This window comes from Actinocorallia herbida (assembly GCF_003751225.1).
Taxonomy (GTDB): Bacteria; Actinomycetota; Actinomycetes; order Streptosporangiales; family Streptosporangiaceae; genus Actinocorallia; species Actinocorallia herbida.
Genome location: NZ_RJKE01000001.1, coordinates 1437744 through 1454867 on the forward strand (window position 1 = coordinate 1437744; position 17124 = coordinate 1454867).

The window sequence follows — 17124 nt, forward strand, 5'->3', positions numbered from 1 at the left end:
GCACCCGCCCAAGTTGGTTGAAGGTTGAACTATCTCATGCGCGCGGCTATTCCCCGAAGCGCCCCCGGCCGTCACGGAGGGTCCGGGCCGCCGCCTGAGCGGCCCGGACGCCCGGTGGGTCAGAGGTTCCCGAGGTCCGACGACACCCAGTGCTCGGGCCGCATCCGGATGACGACCGACGGCCCGTGCTCGCGGAGCGCGGACTCGACGTACCCGTCGACCATCTCCGGTGGCAGGTAGCGCGCGGAGATCTCCTTGAGCTGGTCGAGGGTGGCGTCCTCGGTGGAGGTCACCGGCCCTTCGACGGCGGTGTACCGGATGGTCGGATCGAGCCGGTCGATCATGAGGGTGAACCGGCCCGCCTTCCCGATGAGCTCGGCCTTGCGGGAGTCGCGGCCGGTGAGGATCCACACCTCGCCGCCCGGTGCGTACTGGTACCAGACGGGCACCGACAGGGGCCCGCGCCCCGGCTGGTCGACGGACAGGGCTGCGACGTGGGGCTCGGCGAAGAAGGCCTGGCGTTCTTCACGGGACAGCGGCATGGGAGAAGGCTCCTTGCGTTAGCGCGGACGTGGAGAGGGAGAACAGGCAGGTCGCAGCCCGTCCCCTCTGCTCCCCTTCCCCCGATCACCGGCGATGCCACCCGTCCGAGCGACACCCCACCTGCCGACAAATACGGGCAAAGGTGAGAATCTATCGCCTTATGGAGAAGCTCTGGGGTGGTCGGGGACTGGTCTGGGTGCTGGCCTTCCTGGGGGTGGTGGGGTACGCGATGCCGGTGGCGGTGATGACCCCGGCGCTGCCCGTCGTGCAGGACGAGCTGGGCGGCAGCGCGGCGGGCGTGGCCTGGGCCATCACGGGGATCACGCTCAGCGCCGCGGTGGCCACCCCGGTGATCGGCAGACTCGGGGATCTGTTCGGGGCCCGGCGGGTCCTGCGGTGGGTGCTGCCGCTCGGCCTCGCGGGCCAGGTCGTGACGGCGATGGCCCCGGCCCTGCCCGTACTGCTCGCCGGACGGGCGCTCGCGGGCGTGGGCAGCGGCGTGTTCCCGCTCGCCTACACGCTCATCCGGGCGCACGCGGGGGACCGTGAGGTGTCCGGCATCGGGGTGATGTCGTCGATGCTGGCGTTCGGCGGCGCGGCGGCCTGGGTGCTGGCCGGGCCGGTGATCGACGGTCCGGGCTGGCGCTGGCTGGTCGCCGTGCCCGCCGCGCTGCTGCTGGTGGGAACGTTCCTCGCCCGGAGGCTCCCGGAGACCGACGGCAGCCCCGGCCAGCGCGTCGACTGGTGGGGCGCGGTCCTGTTCGCGGGCTGGATGGGCGCGGGCCTCGCGGGTCTCACCCAGGGCCCGTCCTGGGGCTGGGCGTCGCCGGGCGTCCTCGGGCTCGCCGGGGCCGCGGTGGTGCTCTGCGCGGTGTGGGTGCGGGTCGAGGGGCGGGTGCCGCAGCCGCTGATGGACCCGCGGATGCTGCGGCTGCGCGGCGTGTGGACGGCCAACCTCGGCTCGATCCTCGCCGGGTTCTGCCTGATGGCCGCGGGCGTGCTCATGCCGCTGCTCGTGCAGGCCCCCGTGCGCGACGGGTTCGGGTTCGGCGGCACCGCGACCGACACCGCGCTCGTGGCGCTCCCGGCGAGCCTGTCGATGACCGTCACGGGGATGCTCGCGGGGATGGCGGCGCGGCGGATCGGCGCCCGCGCGGTGCTCGCGGTGGGGGGGATCCTCACCTCCGCGTCGTACGGGGCGATGCTCCTGCTGCACACCGAGATGTGGCATCTGATGGCCACGAACGCCGTGCGCGGCGCGGGCATCGGTCTCGCCTACGCGGCGGTGGCGGCCCTGGTCGTCGCGGCGGTCCCGCTCGCCCAGACGGGCGTGGCGACGGGCGTGAACACCCTGCTCAGGACGGTCGGGGCGGGGCTGGGCACGCAGGCGACGGCGGTCATGGTCGCGGCCTTCGCGGGCGCCAGGGAAGGGTTCCTGCTGGCCTTCGGCACCTGCACGGTGCTGGCGCTCGGCGTGGTCGCCGCGGCGCTGGCGGCCCCGCGCGTCGCCAAGGCCCTGGCCCCGGCCGAGGGAAGGCTCCCCGAGCCCGCCTGAACGCCGCCGTGGGCAGGGAAATGGCCCGGTCCAACGGACGTGGACCGGGCCAAAGGCCGGGAGGCGTCAGAAGCCCTCGACGGCGCGGCGCGCCTCGGCGTCGAGCACGCCCCAGCTGATCAGTTCCTCGGTCAGCTCCGCCGGGGACTTGTCGTAGATGACGGCCAGCGAACGGAGGTCCTCCTGCCGGATCGACAGGACCTTCCCGTTGTAGTCGCCACGCTGGGACTGGATGGTCGCGGCGTACCTTGCGAGGGGGCCGGCCTTGTCCTTCGGAAGCTGGCTGAGCCGCTCAAGGTCGATGACGAGCTTGGGCGTCGGGCCCAGGGGGCTCGGCGCGGCACCACCGGGGAGCAACTCGTTGACGGGCACACCGTAGAACTCGGCGAGCTCGTTCAGCTTCTGAACGGTGACGGCGCGGTCGCCCCGCTCGTACGAACCGACGACGACGGCCTTCCAACGGCCGCGCGACTTCTCCTCCACACCATGCAGGGACAGGCCCTGCTGCGTCCGGATGGCACGAAGTCGTGCGCCCAGAGCCTTTGCGTATTCAGACGGCATCTTTGCGGCCCCCAGGCTCACTCTCATAGTCGTGGTTCTCCCAGGGCGTCCGACACGGGGTCGGATGACCACCCTGAGTATGGTTACGGACAGTGACGGTAAAACGGAGACGGCCAAAGGTCAAGCTGTTCGGAAAAATCCGGTCGAATCTGTCACGGGGTTCTGACCCTCCGCGAGCCGTTCCGCCCCCCCGGGCAGGAGGTTATCGCCAGGTACCCCGCCACCTCGTGTGACCCCTCTCACCTGGTGTTATGGAGGTGCCGCGGGGGACGACGCAAGGCGACGGTACTGCTACCGTGATGAGGACATGACGTCCTTTAAGCCCCGTCCCGTGAGGCGGGAAAGGAGGTTGGTGCAGTGACCGCTGCCCAAAGCCAGGACGCGCCCTACAAGGCGGTCCTGGAGGCCCCGGAGATCCGCCGGGCGCTCACCCGTATCGCGCACGAGATCCTCGAACGCACCAAGGGCGGCTCCGACGTCGTCCTGCTGGGCATCCAGACGCGGGGAGTGAACCTCGCGAGGATGCTCGCCGAGCGCTTCCACGAGGTCGAAGGCCTCGACATCCCCTGCGGATCGCTCGACGTGACGATGTACCGGGACGACCTGCGCATGAAGCCCGCGCGGGCCCTGACCAAGACCGAGCTCCCCGCCGAGGGCATCGACGACAAGACCGTCGTGCTCGTCGACGACGTGCTCTACTCCGGCCGCACGATCCGCGCGGCCCTGGACGCCCTCAACGATCTCGGCCGCCCGCGCGCCGTCCAGCTCGCCGTGCTGGTGGACCGCGGCCACCGGGAGCTGCCCATCCGGGCCGACTACGTGGGCAAGAACCTGCCGACGTCCAGCCAGGAGACGGTCCGCGTCCTCCTGCACGACGTCGACGGGCGCGACGCGGTCCTGCTGGGGCCGAAGGGGGACGGCAAGTGAAGCGGCATCTGATCTCCGCCAAGGACCTGACCCGCGACGACGCGCTGCTGGTCCTCGACACCGCCGAGGAGCTGGCCCGGGTCAGCGGACGCTCGGTGAAGAAGCTGCCGACGCTGCGCGGCCTCACGGTGGTCAACCTCTTCTTCGAGGACTCCACCCGCACCCGCATCTCCTTCGAGGCGGCGGCCAAGCGGCTGTCGGCCGACGTCATCAACTTCTCGGCCAAGGGCTCCAGCGTGTCCAAAGGCGAATCGCTGAAGGACACCGCGCTGACCCTCGAGGCGATGGGCGCCGACGCCGTCGTCATCCGGCACGGCGCGTCCGGCGCGCCCTACCGGCTCGCCGACTGGATCAACGGCAACGTCATCAACGCCGGCGACGGCACCCACGAGCACCCCACGCAGGCGCTGCTCGACGCCTACACGATGCGCCGCCACCTGGGCTCCCTGGACGGCCGCAAGATCACCATCGTGGGCGACGTCCTGCACAGCCGGGTCGCGCGCTCCAACGTGCTGCTGCTGTCCACGCTGGGCGCCGAGGTCACCCTGGTGGCCCCGCCGACCCTCCTGCCCGTCTCGGTCGGCACCTGGCCGTGCAAGGTCTCCTACGACCTCGACTCGGTGCTGGCCAAGAGCGACGCGGTGATGATGCTGCGCGTCCAGCGCGAGCGCATGAACGCCGCCTACTTCCCGACGGTCCGGGAGTACAGCCGCAGGTACGGCCTGTCCGCCGAGCGGTACTCCCACCTCCCCGAGCACGCCATCGTCATGCACCCGGGCCCGATGAACCGGGGCGTGGAGATCGCCGCCGAGGTCGCCGACTCGGCCCGCTCGACCATCGTCGAGCAGGTCGGCAACGGCGTCAGCGTGCGCATGGCCGTCCTGTACCTCCTGCTGGGCGGCGCCCAGCCCGCGATCGGAGCCGACAAGTGAGCCAGTACCTCATCCGGAACGCCGCGATCCTCGGCGGTGACGTCCGGGACATCCTGATCCGGGACGGCGAGATCGCCGAGATCGGCATCGGGATCGAGGCCCCCGCCGCCGAGGTGATCGACGCCTCCGGGCTCGTCGCCCTGCCCGGCCTGGTGGACCTGCACACGCATCTGCGCGAGCCGGGCCGCGAGGACAACGAGACCGTCCAGTCCGGCACCCGCGCGGCCGCCAGGGGCGGCTACACCGCGGTGCACGCGATGGCCAACACCACCCCCGTGGCCGACACGGCGGGCGTCGTCGAGCAGGTCTGGCACCTGGGCCGGGAGTTCGGCCACTGCGACGTGCACCCGGTCGGCGCGGTCACCGAGGGCCTGGCGGGCAAGAAGCTCGCCGAGCTGGGCGCGATGGCGGAGTCCGCGGCGAACGTGCGGGTGTTCTCAGACGACGGCCACTGCGTCGACGACGCGGTCATCATGCGTCGCGCGCTGGAGTACGTGAAGGCGTTCGACGGCGTCGTCGCCCAGCACGCGCAGGAGCCGCGGCTCACCGAGGGCGCCCAGATGAACGAGGGCGAGGTGTCCGACCGGCTCGGCCTTCGCGGCTGGCCCGCGGTCGCCGAGGAGTCGATCATCGCCCGCGACTGCCTGCTGGCCGCACACGTCGGCTCCCGCCTGCACGTGTGCCACGTGTCGACGGCCGGGTCGGTCGAGATCGTGCGGTGGGCCAAGTCCAAGGGCTGGAACGTCACCGCCGAGGTGACCCCGCACCACCTGTTCCTCACCGACGCGTGCTGCGAGCACTCGCCGCTCGGCCGCTCCTACGACCCGATCTACAAGGTCAACCCGCCGCTGCGCACGCAGGCCGACGTGGACGCGCTGCGCGCGGGCCTCGCCGACGGCACCATCGACTGCGTCGCGACGGACCACGCCCCCCACGCGGTGGAGGACAAGGAGACCGAGTGGGCCGACGCGGCCATGGGCATGATCGGCCTGGAGACCGCGCTGAGCGTGGTGCAGGCGGCCATGGTGGACACCGGCCTGCTCGACTGGGCGGGCCTCGCCGACCGCATGTCGGTCAAGCCGGCCGAGATCGGACGCCTGGGCGGCCACGGCCGTCCGCTGGAGTCCGGCTCTCCGGCCAACATCACTTTGTACGACCCGGCCTACCGCGCTCAGGTGGACGCGACCACGTTCGCCTCCAAGAGCCGCAACACCCCGTACGCCGGTCTCGAACTGCCCGGACGGGTCGTCGCCACGTTCCTGCGCGGCCGCCCCACGGTGCTGGAAGGAAAGCTCGTATGACGCAGGCCATGCTCGTCCTCGAAGACGGACGGGTGTTCTACGGTGAGACGTTCGGCGCCGAGGGGGAGACCTTCGGCGAGGTCGTCTTCAACACCGGGATGACCGGTTACCAGGAGACCCTCACGGACCCCTCCTACCACCGCCAGATCGTGGCGATGACCGCCCCGCACATCGGCAACACCGGCGTGAACGACCTCGACCCGGAGTCCCGCCGGATCCACGTCGCCGGGTACGTCGTGCGCGAGCCCGCCCGGGTGGCGTCCAACTGGCGCGCCCAGCGCTCCCTCGACGCGGAGCTGAAGGCGTACGGCGTCGTCGGCATCGCGATGCCCGGCACCCGCGCGCTCACCCGCCACCTGCGCGACCGCGGCGCGATGCGCGCCGCGATCTCCTCGGTGGAGACCGACCCGCGCGCCCTGCACGCCAGGATCCTCGCCAGCCCGCAGATGGCCGGCGCCGACCTCGCCGCCGAGGTCGCCACCACCGAGCCGTACGTCGTGCCCGCGCGCGGGGAGACCCGATTCCGCGTCGCCGCCGTCGACCTCGGCATCAAGGCGATGACGCCCTACCGGATGGCCGAGCGCGGCTGTGAGGTGACGGTCCTGCCCGCGACCGTCACGGCCGAGCAGATCCTGTCGCTGAACCCCGACGGCGTCTTCTTCTCCAACGGCCCCGGCGACCCGTCCACCGCCGACCGCCAGGTCGAGGCGCTGCGCGGCGTGCTCGGCTCCGGCACCCCGTTCTTCGGCATCTGCTTCGGCAACCAGATCTTCGGCAGGGCGCTCGGCCTCGGCACCTACAAGCTGCGCTTCGGCCACCGGGGCGTGAACCAGCCCGTCCAGGACCGCCGCACCGGCCGGATCGAGATCTCCGCGCACAACCACGGCTTCGCCGTCGACGCGCCGCTGGACGGCCCGTTCGACACCGCGTTCGGCCGCGCCGAGGTCTCCCACGTGAACCTCAACGACGGCTGCGTGGAGGGCCTGCGCCTGCTGGACCGCCCCGCCTTCTCGGTGCAGTACCACCCCGAGGCCGCGGCGGGCCCGCACGACTCGACGGTCCTGTTCGACCAGTTCTGCGCCCTGATGCAGCACGCGCGCAACCTCAAGGAAGGTGTCTGAATGCCTCGGCGCGAGGACCTGAAGTCCGTTCTGATCATCGGCTCCGGCCCGATCGTCATCGGCCAGGCGTGCGAGTTCGACTACTCCGGCACCCAGGCGTGCCGCGTGCTCAAGGCCGAGGGCCTGCGGGTCATCCTGGTCAACAGCAACCCCGCGACGATCATGACCGACCCCGAGTTCGCCGACGCCACCTACGTCGAGCCGATCACCCCCGAGGTCGTCGAGAAGATCATCGCCAAGGAGCGCCCCGACGCGCTGCTGCCGACCCTCGGCGGCCAGACCGCGCTCAACTGCGCCGTCGCGCTGCACGAGGCGGGTGTCCTGGAGCGGTACGGGGTCGAGCTGATCGGCGCGAACTTCGACGCCATCCAGCGCGGCGAGAACCGCGAGATCTTCAAGGGCATCGTGGAGGAGCTGGGCGCGGAGGTCGCGCGCAGCCTCATCTGCCACACCATGGACGAGGTGCTGGCCGCCGCCGGGCAGCTCGGCTACCCGCTGGTCGTCCGCCCGTCCTTCACCATGGGCGGCCTGGGCTCCGGCTTCGCTTACGACGAGGCCGACCTCCGCCAGATCGCCGGCGCCGGCCTCGCCGCGTCCCCGACCAGCGAGGTGCTCCTCGAGGAGTCCATCCTCGGCTGGAAGGAGTACGAGCTGGAGCTGATGCGCGACCGCAACGACAACGTGGTGGTCATCTGCTCCATCGAGAACCTCGACCCGATGGGCGTCCACACCGGCGACTCCATCACCGTCGCGCCCGCGCTCACCCTCACCGACCGCGAGTACCAGCACATGCGGGACGTCGCGATCGCCGTCATCCGCAAGGTCGGCGTCGACACCGGCGGCTGCAACATCCAGTTCGCGGTGCACCCCTCGACCGGTCGCATGATCGTCATCGAGATGAACCCGCGGGTGTCGCGCTCCTCGGCGCTGGCGTCCAAGGCCACCGGCTTCCCGATCGCCAAGATCGCCGCCCGCCTGGCCGTCGGCTACACGCTGGACGAGATCCCCAACGACATCACCAAGGTCACCCCGGCCTCCTTCGAGCCGGTCCTCGACTACATCGTCGTCAAGGTGCCGCGGTTCGCGTTCGAGAAGTTCCCCGGCGCCGACCCCACGCTGACCACCCACATGAAGTCCGTCGGCGAGGCGATGGCCATCGGCCGCAGCTTCCCCGAGGCGCTCCAGAAGGCGCTGCGCTCGCTGGAGCAGAAGGGCGCGGGCTTCACCTGGGGCGAGGACGTTCCGCCGCTGGAGGAGCTGCTCGCCTCGATCAAGGTCCCGCACGACGGCCGCATCCACGAGGTGCAGCAGGCGCTGAACGCGGGCGCGACGATCGAGCAGGTCTACGGCATCACCGGCATCGACCCGTGGTTCCTCGACCAGATCGCCGGGATCAACGAGGTCGCCGCCGACATCGCCATGGCCGACGACGCGCTCACCGCGCCGAAGCTGCTCCGCGCCAAGCGCGCGGGCTTCTCCGACGCCCAGATCGCGCAGCTGCGCGGCCTGAACGAGGCGGTCGTCCGCGAGGTCCGCTACGCGCTGGGCGTCCGGCCGGTCTACCTGACCGTCGACACCTGCGCCGCGGAGTTCGCCGCCACGACCCCGTACCTGTACTCCTCCTACGACGAGGAGACCGAGGTCCCGCAGGGCACGAAGCCCAAGGTCCTCATCCTCGGCTCGGGCCCGAACCGCATCGGCCAGGGCGTGGAGTTCGACTACTCCTGCGTCCACGCCTCGTTCACGCTGTCCGAGGCGGGCTACGAGACCGTCATGGTCAACTGCAACCCCGAGACGGTCTCCACCGACTACGACACCTCCGACCGGCTCTACTTCGAGCCGCTCACCCTGGAGGACGTCCTGGAGGTCGTCCACGCCGAGCAGCAGACCGGCACGGTCGTGGGCGTCATCGTCCAGCTCGGCGGGCAGACCCCGCTCGGCCTCGCGCAGCGGCTCAAGGACGCGGGCGTGCCGATCGTCGGCACCAGCCCCGAGTCCATCCACCTCGCCGAGGACCGCGGCGCGTTCGGCCAGGTGCTCGCCGAGGCGGACCTGCCCGCGCCCAAGCACGGCACCGCGGTCTCCGCCGACGAGGCCGTGTCGATCGCCAACGAGATCGGCTACCCCGTCCTCGTCCGGCCGTCCTACGTGCTCGGCGGGCGCGGCATGGAGATCGTCTACGACGACGCCGCCCTCGTGGCCTACATGTCCACCGCGACCGAGGTCAGCGCCGACCGGCCCGTCCTGGTCGACCGCTTCCTCGACGACGCGATCGAGATCGACGTGGACGCCCTGTACGACGGCGAGGAGCTGTACCTCGGCGGCGTCATGGAGCACATCGAGGAGGCCGGCATCCACTCCGGCGACTCCGCGTGCGCGCTCCCGCCGATCACGCTCGGCCGGCACGACATCGAGCGGATCCGCGAGTCCACGCTGCGCCTCGCGCGCGGCATCGGCGTGCGCGGCCTGATGAACGTCCAGTACGCACTGTCCGCGGGCGTCCTGTACGTCCTGGAGGCCAACCCGCGCGCCTCCCGGACCGTCCCGTTCGTCTCCAAGGCGACCGCGGTGTCGGTCGCCAAGGCGGCCGCCCGGGTCATGCTCGGCGCCTCGATCGCGCAGCTGCGCGCCGAGGGCCTCCTGCCCGCGACCGGCGACGGGGGAGACCTGCCCCTGGACGCCCCCATCGCGGTCAAGGAGGCGGTGCTGCCGTTCAACCGGTTCCGCAACGCCCAAGGCCAGGGCGTCGACACGGTCCTCGGCCCGGAGATGCGCTCGACCGGCGAGGTCATGGGCATCGACGAGGTCTTCGGCACCGCCTACGCCAAGTCCCAGTCCGCGGCCTACGGCTCCCTGCCGACGAAGGGACGGGCGTTCGTCTCGGTCGCCAACCGGGACAAGCGGCACATGATCTTCCCGGTCAAGCGGCTGGCGGACCTCGGTTTTGAGATTCTTGCCACCGAGGGAACCGCGGAGGTGCTGCGGCGCAACGGCGTCCGTGCCAAGATCGTCCGTAAGCACAGCGAGGGCCCCGGGCCGGACGGCGAACCCACCGTCGTGCGGCGCGTCATGGACGGCGAAGTGGATCTCATCGTCAATACTCCGTTCGGCGACGGCCAGTCCGGGCCGCGGCTCGACGGCTACGAGATCCGCACCGCCGCGGTACTGCGCGGCATCCCCTGCGTGACCACCGTGCAGGGCCTCGCCGCCGCCGTCCAGGGCATCGAGGCGGTGACGCGCGGTGACGTGGGCGTCCGCTCCCTCCAGGAGCACGCACAGCACCTGCGCGGCGCCCGCAACTCCTAGCGGGGCGACCGCCCAGGGGGTCAGCACCGACACGACCAGTCGATAGGGAGGCCGCCATCTCCACCGAGGCATCCGGCCAGGCAGGGACCGGACCCGTCCAGTCCCCCGGGACCGTCCTCACGGTCCGGCAGGTGGCGGCCTACCACGCGATGACCGTCGTGGCGCCCGCGGTGGCCGAGAGGTTCCGGCCCGGCCAGTTCGTCGCGGTCGCCGTCGGCGGCGAGCACACCTCGCTGCTCGCGCGGCGCTGTCTGCCCGTCTACGAGGTGAAGCCCGACTACGGCGGCACCGTCGAGTTCGTCTTCTCCGCCGACGACCCGGGCAGCCGGTGGCTGGCCTCCCGCCGCTCCCGCGACGCGCTGGACCTCATCGGCCCGCTGGGCCGCCCGTTCCCGCTGCCGCGCGACCCGGCCGCGTGCCTGCTCATCGGCGGCGCGCACGGCTCGTCCGGGTTGTTCGCGCTGGCCGACGCGCTGCGGCAGCGCGACTGCAAGGTGCACTTCGTGCTGGCCGCCCCGCACGCCCACCAGGTGTACGGGGCGCTCAGCGCCCAGCGGATCGGCGACAGCTCCACCGTCATCACCCGCGACGGCTCCCTCGGCACCGCGGGGATGCTCCCCGACCTGCTCCCCGGCATCATCGACCGGACCGAGGCCGACGTGATCTACGCCGCGGGGCCGACGGGGCTGCTCAGCGCCGTCAGCGGCATCGCCTCGGCCCTCGGCATCCCCTGCCAGGTCAGCCTCGGCGAACTGCTCGGCGAGACCGGCGCCTGCGGCATCGGCGTGTGCGCGTCGTGCGTGCTGCCGGTCATCGGCGACGACGGCCACACCCGCATGGTCCGCGCCTGCGTCGAAGGCCCCGTGCTGCGCGGCGAGCGCATCCGCTGGAACGACCTCGGCACCATCCCCCTGGACGCCCTGGGCGGCCCACGCGCCCCCCAGACCGCCCTGGAGGCGGCACCTTGACGCGCCCGTCCGCAGGTGCGGCGGGGCCCCATCCCTCGGCAGCAGGAGGACACCCGTGGACCTGAGCACCCGGATCGGCGCCGTCACGCTCGCCAACCCGCTGCTCACCGCGTCCGGCTGCGGCGGGACCGGCCGTGAGCTGTCCCCCTACACCGACCTGGCCCGGCTCGGCGCCTTCACGACCGCGACGGTCATGGGCCGCCCGCGCGCGGGCCGGCCGACGCCCCGGATCGCCGAGACGCCCAGCGGGCTGCTCAACGCGATGGGGCTGCCCGGACCGGGACTCGACGCGTTCCTCGCCCGGGACCTGCCCTGGCTCGCGGGCCACGACGTGTCCGTCGTCGTCTCGGTCGGCGGCAGCAGCGTGCAGGAGTTCGCCGAGATCGCCGGGCGGCTCGCCGCCTCGCCCGCGGCCCGTCCGATCGTCGGGGTCGAGGTCAACGTCGCCTGCCCCAACGCCGAAGACCGGGGCCGCATGTTCGCGGCCTCGCCCGCGGCCGCGGCGGACGTCGTCCGCGCGGTGCGCGGCGCAATTCATCGGGACGTCCCGGTATTGGCCAAGCTTTCGCCGGACGTGACAGATATCGCGACCATTGCACTGGCCTGTGCCGACGCCGGGGCGACCGGTTTGTCACTCATCAACACGGTCTCCGGACTCGCCATTGATCCGGCCACATTGCGCCCGGCTCTCAGCGGCGTCGCCGGCGGCCTTTCCGGGCCCGCGCTGCGGCCCGTCGCGCTGCGCTGCGTCTACCAGGTCCACGCCGCGATCCCCGAGCTGCCGATCATCGGCGGCGGCGGCGTCGCCACCGGGTCCGACGCCCTGGAGTTCCTCGTGGCGGGCGCGACCGCCGTCTCGGTCGGCACCACCCTCCTGCACGACCCGTCGGCCCCCCAGCGCATCCTCAGGGAGCTGGAGGAGGCCCTCGCGGCCCGGGGGATGGCCCGGCCGGGCGACGCCGTCGGGCTGGCCCACCGGCCCGCCTCGGCGGGACCGCAGATCGCGCGCCCGCGCACCCGTATCGAGGAGTTCTCATGAAGCCCGCGCCCATCGCAGTGGCCCTGGACACCGACGACATCGCCACCGCGGTGCGCTGGACCGGGCAGGTCGCCCCCCACGTCAGCACCGTCAAGGTCGGCCTCGAGCTGTACCTGCGCTACGGCCGCGAGGTCGTCACCCGGGTCCGCGAGGCGGGCGGCGAGCGCCTGTTCCTCGACCTGAAACTGCACGACATCCCCGCGACCGTCGAGAAGGCCGTGCGCGCCGTCGCCGATCTCACCCCCGCCTACCTGACGGTGCACGCGTCGGGCGGCACCACGATGATCAAGGCGGCCGCCGCGGCGGCGCCCGAGACGAAGATCACAGCGGTCACGGTGCTGACCTCGATGGGGGAGGGCGATCTGGCCGAGATCGGCCTCGCCGGCCCGGCCGACGACGCGGTCCGCCGCCTCGCCGCCCTCGCCGTCGGCGCGGGCGCCCGCGCGCTGGTGTGCTCGCCGCGCGAGGTCGCCCTCGTGCGCGCGGAGGTCGGCGCCGGAATCGACCTGATCACGCCCGGAGTGCGTCCCGCGGGCTCCGCCGCCGACGACCAGACGCGCATCGCGACTCCCGAGTCGGCACTCGCCGCGGGGGCCGATCTGCTGGTTATCGGACGCCCAATTACCCGTGATTCGGACCCGGGAAGAGCCGCCGCCGAGATCGCGGCGGCACTGCGCGCCGCGGGTTGAGCGAAAGCCCAGGCAGTCGGGCTTTCCGGCGATTCGTATAGACGCAGGGTGATGACTCGATTACGGATAGAGAATTTCGTGGATATCTCACCGGAATAACCGCGCATCACGTTGCTTTATGGGGGGGAAAGTCGCTAGTTTCCGGGGCGTCCGACTCCGTCGAGTGGAAAACACGAGGTGACCGGCGTGGCTCTTCCGCCCCTTACCCCCGAACAGCGTGCCGCGGCCCTGGAAAAGGCCGCATTGGCCCGCAGGGAGCGCGCAGAGGTCAAGGTCAAGCTCAAGAACCAGGAGATCTCCCTCTCCGACGTGCTTCAGCAGGGCCTTGCCGATGACATCGTCGGCAAGATGAAGGTGTCCGCGCTCCTGGAGTCGCTGCCCGGCGTCGGCAAGGTCCGCGCCAAGCAGATCATGGAGCGGCACGGCATCGCCGAGTCCCGCCGCGTGCGGGGCCTGGGCGCCAACCAGCGCGCCTCGCTTGAGCGCGAGCTGGGCAACAAGTAGCGGTGCGCGTCCCGCCGGGTCGGCCCGCCGCCGGAGACCCCGGACGGCCCTGACCCGGCAGGACACCCCGCACGTCGCCGCGGGGTCGTGATAAACCTTGGGCGCGATGGAAACCTCCGATTCACTCTCCCGTTCCCGGGTGCTCAAGCGCCTCACGGTCCTGTCCGGGCCGTCCGGCGTCGGCAAGAGCACTGTCGTCGCCCGTCTGCGCGAGGACCACCCCGGCGTCTGGCTGTCGGTGTCCGTGACGACCAGAAAGCCCCGTCCCGGCGAGACCGACGGCGTGGAGTACCACTTCACCGACGACGCCGGATTCGACCGGATGATCGCCGACGGCACCCTGCTGGAATGGGCCGAGTTCGCGGGCAACCGCTACGGCACCCCGCGGGAGCCCGTCGAGGAGCGGCTCGCCCGCGGCGTCCCCACGCTGCTGGAGATCGACCTCCAGGGCGCGCGCCAGGTGCGCGAGACGATGCCCGACGCGCGGCTGGTCTTCCTCGCCCCGCCGTCCTGGGAAGAGCTGGTGCGCCGCCTGGTCGGCCGCGGCACCGAGTCCGACGAGGTGATCGAGCGGCGCCTCGCCGCCGCCCGCGTCGAGCTCGCCGCGGAGAAGGAATTCGACACCACCCTGGTCAATCACTCGGTACCTGGTGTATGCGAGGAGCTGCTAGCCTTGATGGCTGACCACTGATCACTTTCTGAGATCACTGCTCACTCTCCGGCGATCGCTGCTCACTTCCCGCGATCACTGATCCACTTTTGAAAGGCGCACTGTGGCTGCGAACAACGAGGGCATCACCAACCCGTCGATCGACGACCTGCTCGGCGTCGTCGAGACCAAGTACGGCCTGGTGTCCATCGCGGCCAAGCGGGCCCGTCAGATCAACGCGTACTACGCGCAGCTCGGCGAGGGCCTGCTGGAGTACGTGGGGCCGCTGGTCGAGACCCAGGTCCAGGAGAAGCCGCTGTCCATCGCCCTGCGCGAGGTGCGCGAGGGTCTGCTGCACACCGAGCCGACCGAGGGCTGAGCGAGGTTGACCGGTCCGAAGGTCGTCCTCGGCGTCGGCGCCGGGATCGCCGCGTACAAGGTGTGCGAACTGCTCCGGCGGCTCACCGAGTCGGGGCACAGCGTCAAGGTCGTGCCGACCGCCGACGCCCTGCGGTTCGTGGGCGAGCCCACCTGGGCCGCCCTGTCCGGCCAGCCCGTCCAGACGGGCGTGTGGGAGGACATCGCCGACGTCCCCCATGTGCGGATCGGGCAGACCGCCGATCTCGTCGTCGTCGCCCCGGCCACGGCCAACCTGCTGGCCAAGGCCGCGCACGGCATCGCCGACGACCTCCTCACCAACACGCTGCTGACCGCCCGGTGCCCCGTGGTGTTCGCGCCCGCGATGCACACCGAGATGTGGGAGCACCCGGCGACCCGGGCGAACGTGGCGCTGCTGCGCGAGCGCGGCAACATCGTCGTCGAGCCCGCGTCCGGCCGGCTGACGGGCAGGGACACCGGCCCCGGCCGGCTGCCCGACCCGGCCGAGCTGTTCGAGGTGGCCAGGCGCGTCCTCGCGGGCGATCCGCGCGATCTCGTCGGAAGACACGTGGTCGTCTCCGCCGGCGGGACCCGTGAGCCGATCGACCCCGTGCGCTTCATCGGGAACCGCTCCTCGGGCTTGCAGGGCTACGCCCTCGCCCGGGTCGCCGCGGCCCGCGGCGCGAAGGTCACCCTCGTCGCCGCCAACACCGCGCTGCCGGACCCGGCCGGGGTCTCGGTCGTGCGGGTGGGCTCGGCGCTGGAGATGCGCGAGGCGGTCCAGTCCGTCGCGGCCGCCGCCGACGTCGTGGTGATGGCCGCGGCCGTCGCCGACTTCCGGCCGTCGGTCTTCCAGGGCTCGAAGATCAAGAAGACCGATAAAAACGAGACTTTGCCTATCGAATTGGTGAAGAATCCCGATATCCTGGCCGAGCTCGTCACCCGGCGGACGCCCGGACAGGTCATCGTCGGGTTCGCCGCCGAGACCGACGACGTCCTCGACCACGGCCGGGCCAAGCTCGCACGCAAGGGCTGCGACCTGCTCGTGGTCAACCAGGTGGGCGAGAACCTGACGTTCGGCGCACCCGACAACGCCGGGGTGATCCTCGCGGCGACCGGGGCCGAACGCGAGATCCCGCGCGGAAGCAAGGACCAGCTCGCCTCCGCCGTCTGGGACGAGATCGCCGCCCTCCTGGCCTGATCGGATCCCGCCGCCCCGCCCAAGCGCCGCCTAAGCGCCGCGAGGGCCGGTACGGCTAGACTTCGTTCGCCTGATCCACCACGGGGGCCGGTACCGGACCCGGTCCCGCCCCGCTACCCTGCTACTGGTTCAAGTCAGCAGCCGCTGCAAGGAGTACACGTAGTGTCCCGTCGCCTCTTCACCTCTGAATCGGTCACCGAGGGCCACCCGGACAAGATCGCCGACCAGATCAGTGACGCGATCCTCGATTCCATGCTCAAGGACGACGCGAAGAGCCGCGTCGCCGTCGAGACCATGATCACCACTGGTCAGGTGCACGTGGCCGGTGAGGTCACCACCGAGACCTACGTGGACATCCCCGGCGTCATCCGGGAGAAGATCCTCGAGATCGGCTACGACTCCTCGGCCAAGGGCTTCGACGGCCACTCCTGCGGCGTCTCGGTCTCCATCGGCGCGCAGTCCCCCGACATCGCCCAGGGCGTCGACGACGCCTACGAGAACCGCGAGGGCGAGGCCGGCGACGACCTCGACCGCCAGGGCGCGGGCGACCAGGGCCTCATGTTCGGCTACGCCACCAACGAGACCGCCACCCTCATGCCGCTGCCGATCACCATCGCGCACCGGCTGGCGCAGCGCCTGTCCGAGGTGCGCAAGAGCGGCGACGTCGCCTACCTGCGCCCGGACGGCAAGACCCAGGTCACCATCGAGTACGACGGCCACCGCGCCGTCCGCCTCGACACCGTCGTCGTGTCCTCCCAGCACGCCCCTGACATCTCGCTCAAGGAGCTGCTGACCCCGGACATCAAGGACCTCGTCGTCGACCCGGTCCTCGCCGAGTTCGACATCGACACCTCCGGCTACCGGCTGCTGGTGAACCCGACCGGCCGCTTCGAGATCGGCGGCCCGATGGGCGACGCCGGCCTCACCGGCCGCAAGATCATCGTCGACACCTACGGCGGCTACGCCCGGCACGGTGGCGGCGCCTTCTCCGGCAAGGACCCGTCCAAGGTCGACCGCTCCGCCGCCTACGCGATGCGCTGGGTCGCCAAGAACATCGTCGCCGCCGGCCTGGCCGACCGCGCCGAGGTCCAGGTCGCCTACGCGATCGGCAAGGCCCAGCCCGTCGGCGTCTTCGTCGAGGGCTTCGGCACCGAGAAGGTCGACATCACCAAGCTCCAGGCCGCCGTCCTGGAAGTCTTCGACCTGCGTCCGGCCGCGATCGTCCGCGACCTCGACCTGCTCCGCCCGATCTACTCCCAGACCGCCGCCTACGGCCACTTCGGCCGCGAGCTGCCGGACTTCTCCTGGGAGCGCACCGACCGCGCCGAGGCCCTCCGCGCCGCCGTCGGCCTGTAACGCACAGCGCACTCCGCGAAGCCCGCACCCCGCCCGGGGTGCGGGCTTCCGTGCGTTCCGCGCCCGTTCCAGCGGTTCCGGTGCGTGTGCGCCG

16 protein-coding genes are annotated in these 17124 nt (G+C 71.6%); 14 read left to right on the forward strand and 2 right to left on the reverse strand.

Features of this window, described 5'->3' with window-relative positions; all coding sequences use genetic code 11:
* Positions 1-119: 119 nt before the first annotated feature.
* Positions 120-542: a pyridoxamine 5'-phosphate oxidase family protein gene (locus tag EDD29_RS06840; protein WP_123663379.1), complete on the reverse strand. Its 423-nt coding sequence runs from the start codon at positions 540-542 to the stop codon at positions 120-122.
* A 161-nt stretch (positions 543-703) separates the two neighbouring features.
* Between EDD29_RS06840 and EDD29_RS06845 the strand changes: the two genes are divergently transcribed.
* The gene (locus EDD29_RS06845) at positions 704-2098 is read left to right on the forward strand and encodes an MFS transporter (RefSeq protein ID WP_123663381.1); all 1395 of its coding nucleotides are present in this window, start codon (positions 704-706) and stop codon (positions 2096-2098) included.
* Between the two features lie 66 nt (positions 2099-2164).
* Here the strand turns inward: EDD29_RS06845 and bldD are convergent, their stop codons facing one another.
* The gene (gene bldD / locus EDD29_RS06850) at positions 2165-2659 is read right to left on the reverse strand and encodes a transcriptional regulator BldD (protein ID WP_123663383.1); all 495 of its coding nucleotides are present in this window, start codon (positions 2657-2659) and stop codon (positions 2165-2167) included.
* A gap of 357 nt (positions 2660-3016) precedes the next feature.
* On the opposite strand from bldD, the gene pyrR reads away from it, so the two are divergent.
* The 13 genes from pyrR to metK all read left to right on the forward strand — a co-directional run bounded on the left by pyrR (position 3017) and on the right by metK (position 17030).
* Positions 3017-3586, forward strand: a complete 570-nt coding sequence (gene pyrR, locus EDD29_RS06855) for a bifunctional pyr operon transcriptional regulator/uracil phosphoribosyltransferase PyrR (RefSeq protein WP_123663385.1) — start codon at positions 3017-3019, stop codon at positions 3584-3586.
* Positions 3583-4518, forward strand: coding sequence for an aspartate carbamoyltransferase catalytic subunit (locus EDD29_RS06860; RefSeq protein WP_123663387.1), 936 nt, complete (start codon positions 3583-3585; stop codon positions 4516-4518). The genes pyrR and EDD29_RS06860 overlap by 4 nt, the downstream gene beginning before the upstream one ends.
* Positions 4515-5819 carry a dihydroorotase gene (locus EDD29_RS06865; RefSeq protein ID WP_123663389.1) on the forward strand — a complete coding sequence of 435 codons (1305 nt, stop codon included), beginning with the start codon at positions 4515-4517 and terminating at the stop codon, positions 5817-5819. The genes EDD29_RS06860 and EDD29_RS06865 overlap by 4 nt, the downstream gene beginning before the upstream one ends.
* Positions 5816-6940 carry a glutamine-hydrolyzing carbamoyl-phosphate synthase small subunit gene (gene carA, locus EDD29_RS06870; RefSeq protein ID WP_123663391.1) on the forward strand — a complete coding sequence of 375 codons (1125 nt, stop codon included), beginning with the start codon at positions 5816-5818 and terminating at the stop codon, positions 6938-6940. The genes EDD29_RS06865 and carA overlap by 4 nt, the downstream gene beginning before the upstream one ends.
* Positions 6941-10246: a carbamoyl-phosphate synthase large subunit gene (gene carB, locus EDD29_RS06875; RefSeq protein ID WP_123663393.1), complete on the forward strand. Its 3306-nt coding sequence runs from the start codon at positions 6941-6943 to the stop codon at positions 10244-10246.
* Positions 10247-10395: 149 nt separating this feature from the next.
* Positions 10396-11214: an iron-sulfur cluster-binding protein gene (locus EDD29_RS06880; RefSeq protein ID WP_123670324.1), complete on the forward strand. Its 819-nt coding sequence runs from the start codon at positions 10396-10398 to the stop codon at positions 11212-11214.
* 55 nt (positions 11215-11269) lie between these two features.
* Complete coding sequence (locus EDD29_RS06885; protein WP_123663395.1) at positions 11270-12253, forward strand: dihydroorotate dehydrogenase; 984 nt, start codon at positions 11270-11272, stop codon at positions 12251-12253.
* Complete coding sequence (pyrF, locus tag EDD29_RS06890) at positions 12250-12942, forward strand: orotidine-5'-phosphate decarboxylase (RefSeq protein ID WP_123663396.1); 693 nt, start codon at positions 12250-12252, stop codon at positions 12940-12942. Before EDD29_RS06885 ends, pyrF begins: the two co-directional genes overlap by 4 nt.
* Positions 12943-13128: 186 nt before the next feature.
* On the forward strand, positions 13129-13446 hold the full coding sequence (gene mihF, locus EDD29_RS06895) for an integration host factor, actinobacterial type (RefSeq protein ID WP_211359585.1): 318 nt from the start codon (positions 13129-13131) through the stop codon (positions 13444-13446).
* A 106-nt stretch (positions 13447-13552) separates the two neighbouring features.
* Positions 13553-14137 carry a guanylate kinase gene (gmk, locus tag EDD29_RS06900; RefSeq protein WP_123663400.1) on the forward strand — a complete coding sequence of 195 codons (585 nt, stop codon included), beginning with the start codon at positions 13553-13555 and terminating at the stop codon, positions 14135-14137.
* 82 nt (positions 14138-14219) lie between these two features.
* Positions 14220-14474, forward strand: a complete 255-nt coding sequence (gene rpoZ, locus EDD29_RS06905; protein WP_123663402.1) for a DNA-directed RNA polymerase subunit omega — start codon at positions 14220-14222, stop codon at positions 14472-14474.
* 6 nt (positions 14475-14480) lie between these two features.
* Entirely contained in the window at positions 14481-15674 is a 1194-nt protein-coding gene (gene coaBC / locus EDD29_RS06910) for a bifunctional phosphopantothenoylcysteine decarboxylase/phosphopantothenate--cysteine ligase CoaBC (protein WP_123663404.1), read from the forward strand.
* A 162-nt stretch (positions 15675-15836) separates the two neighbouring features.
* A complete protein-coding gene (gene metK / locus EDD29_RS06915) occupies positions 15837-17030 on the forward strand; it encodes a methionine adenosyltransferase (protein ID WP_123663406.1) in 1194 nt (397 codons plus the stop codon).
* Positions 17031-17124 lie beyond the last annotated feature (94 nt).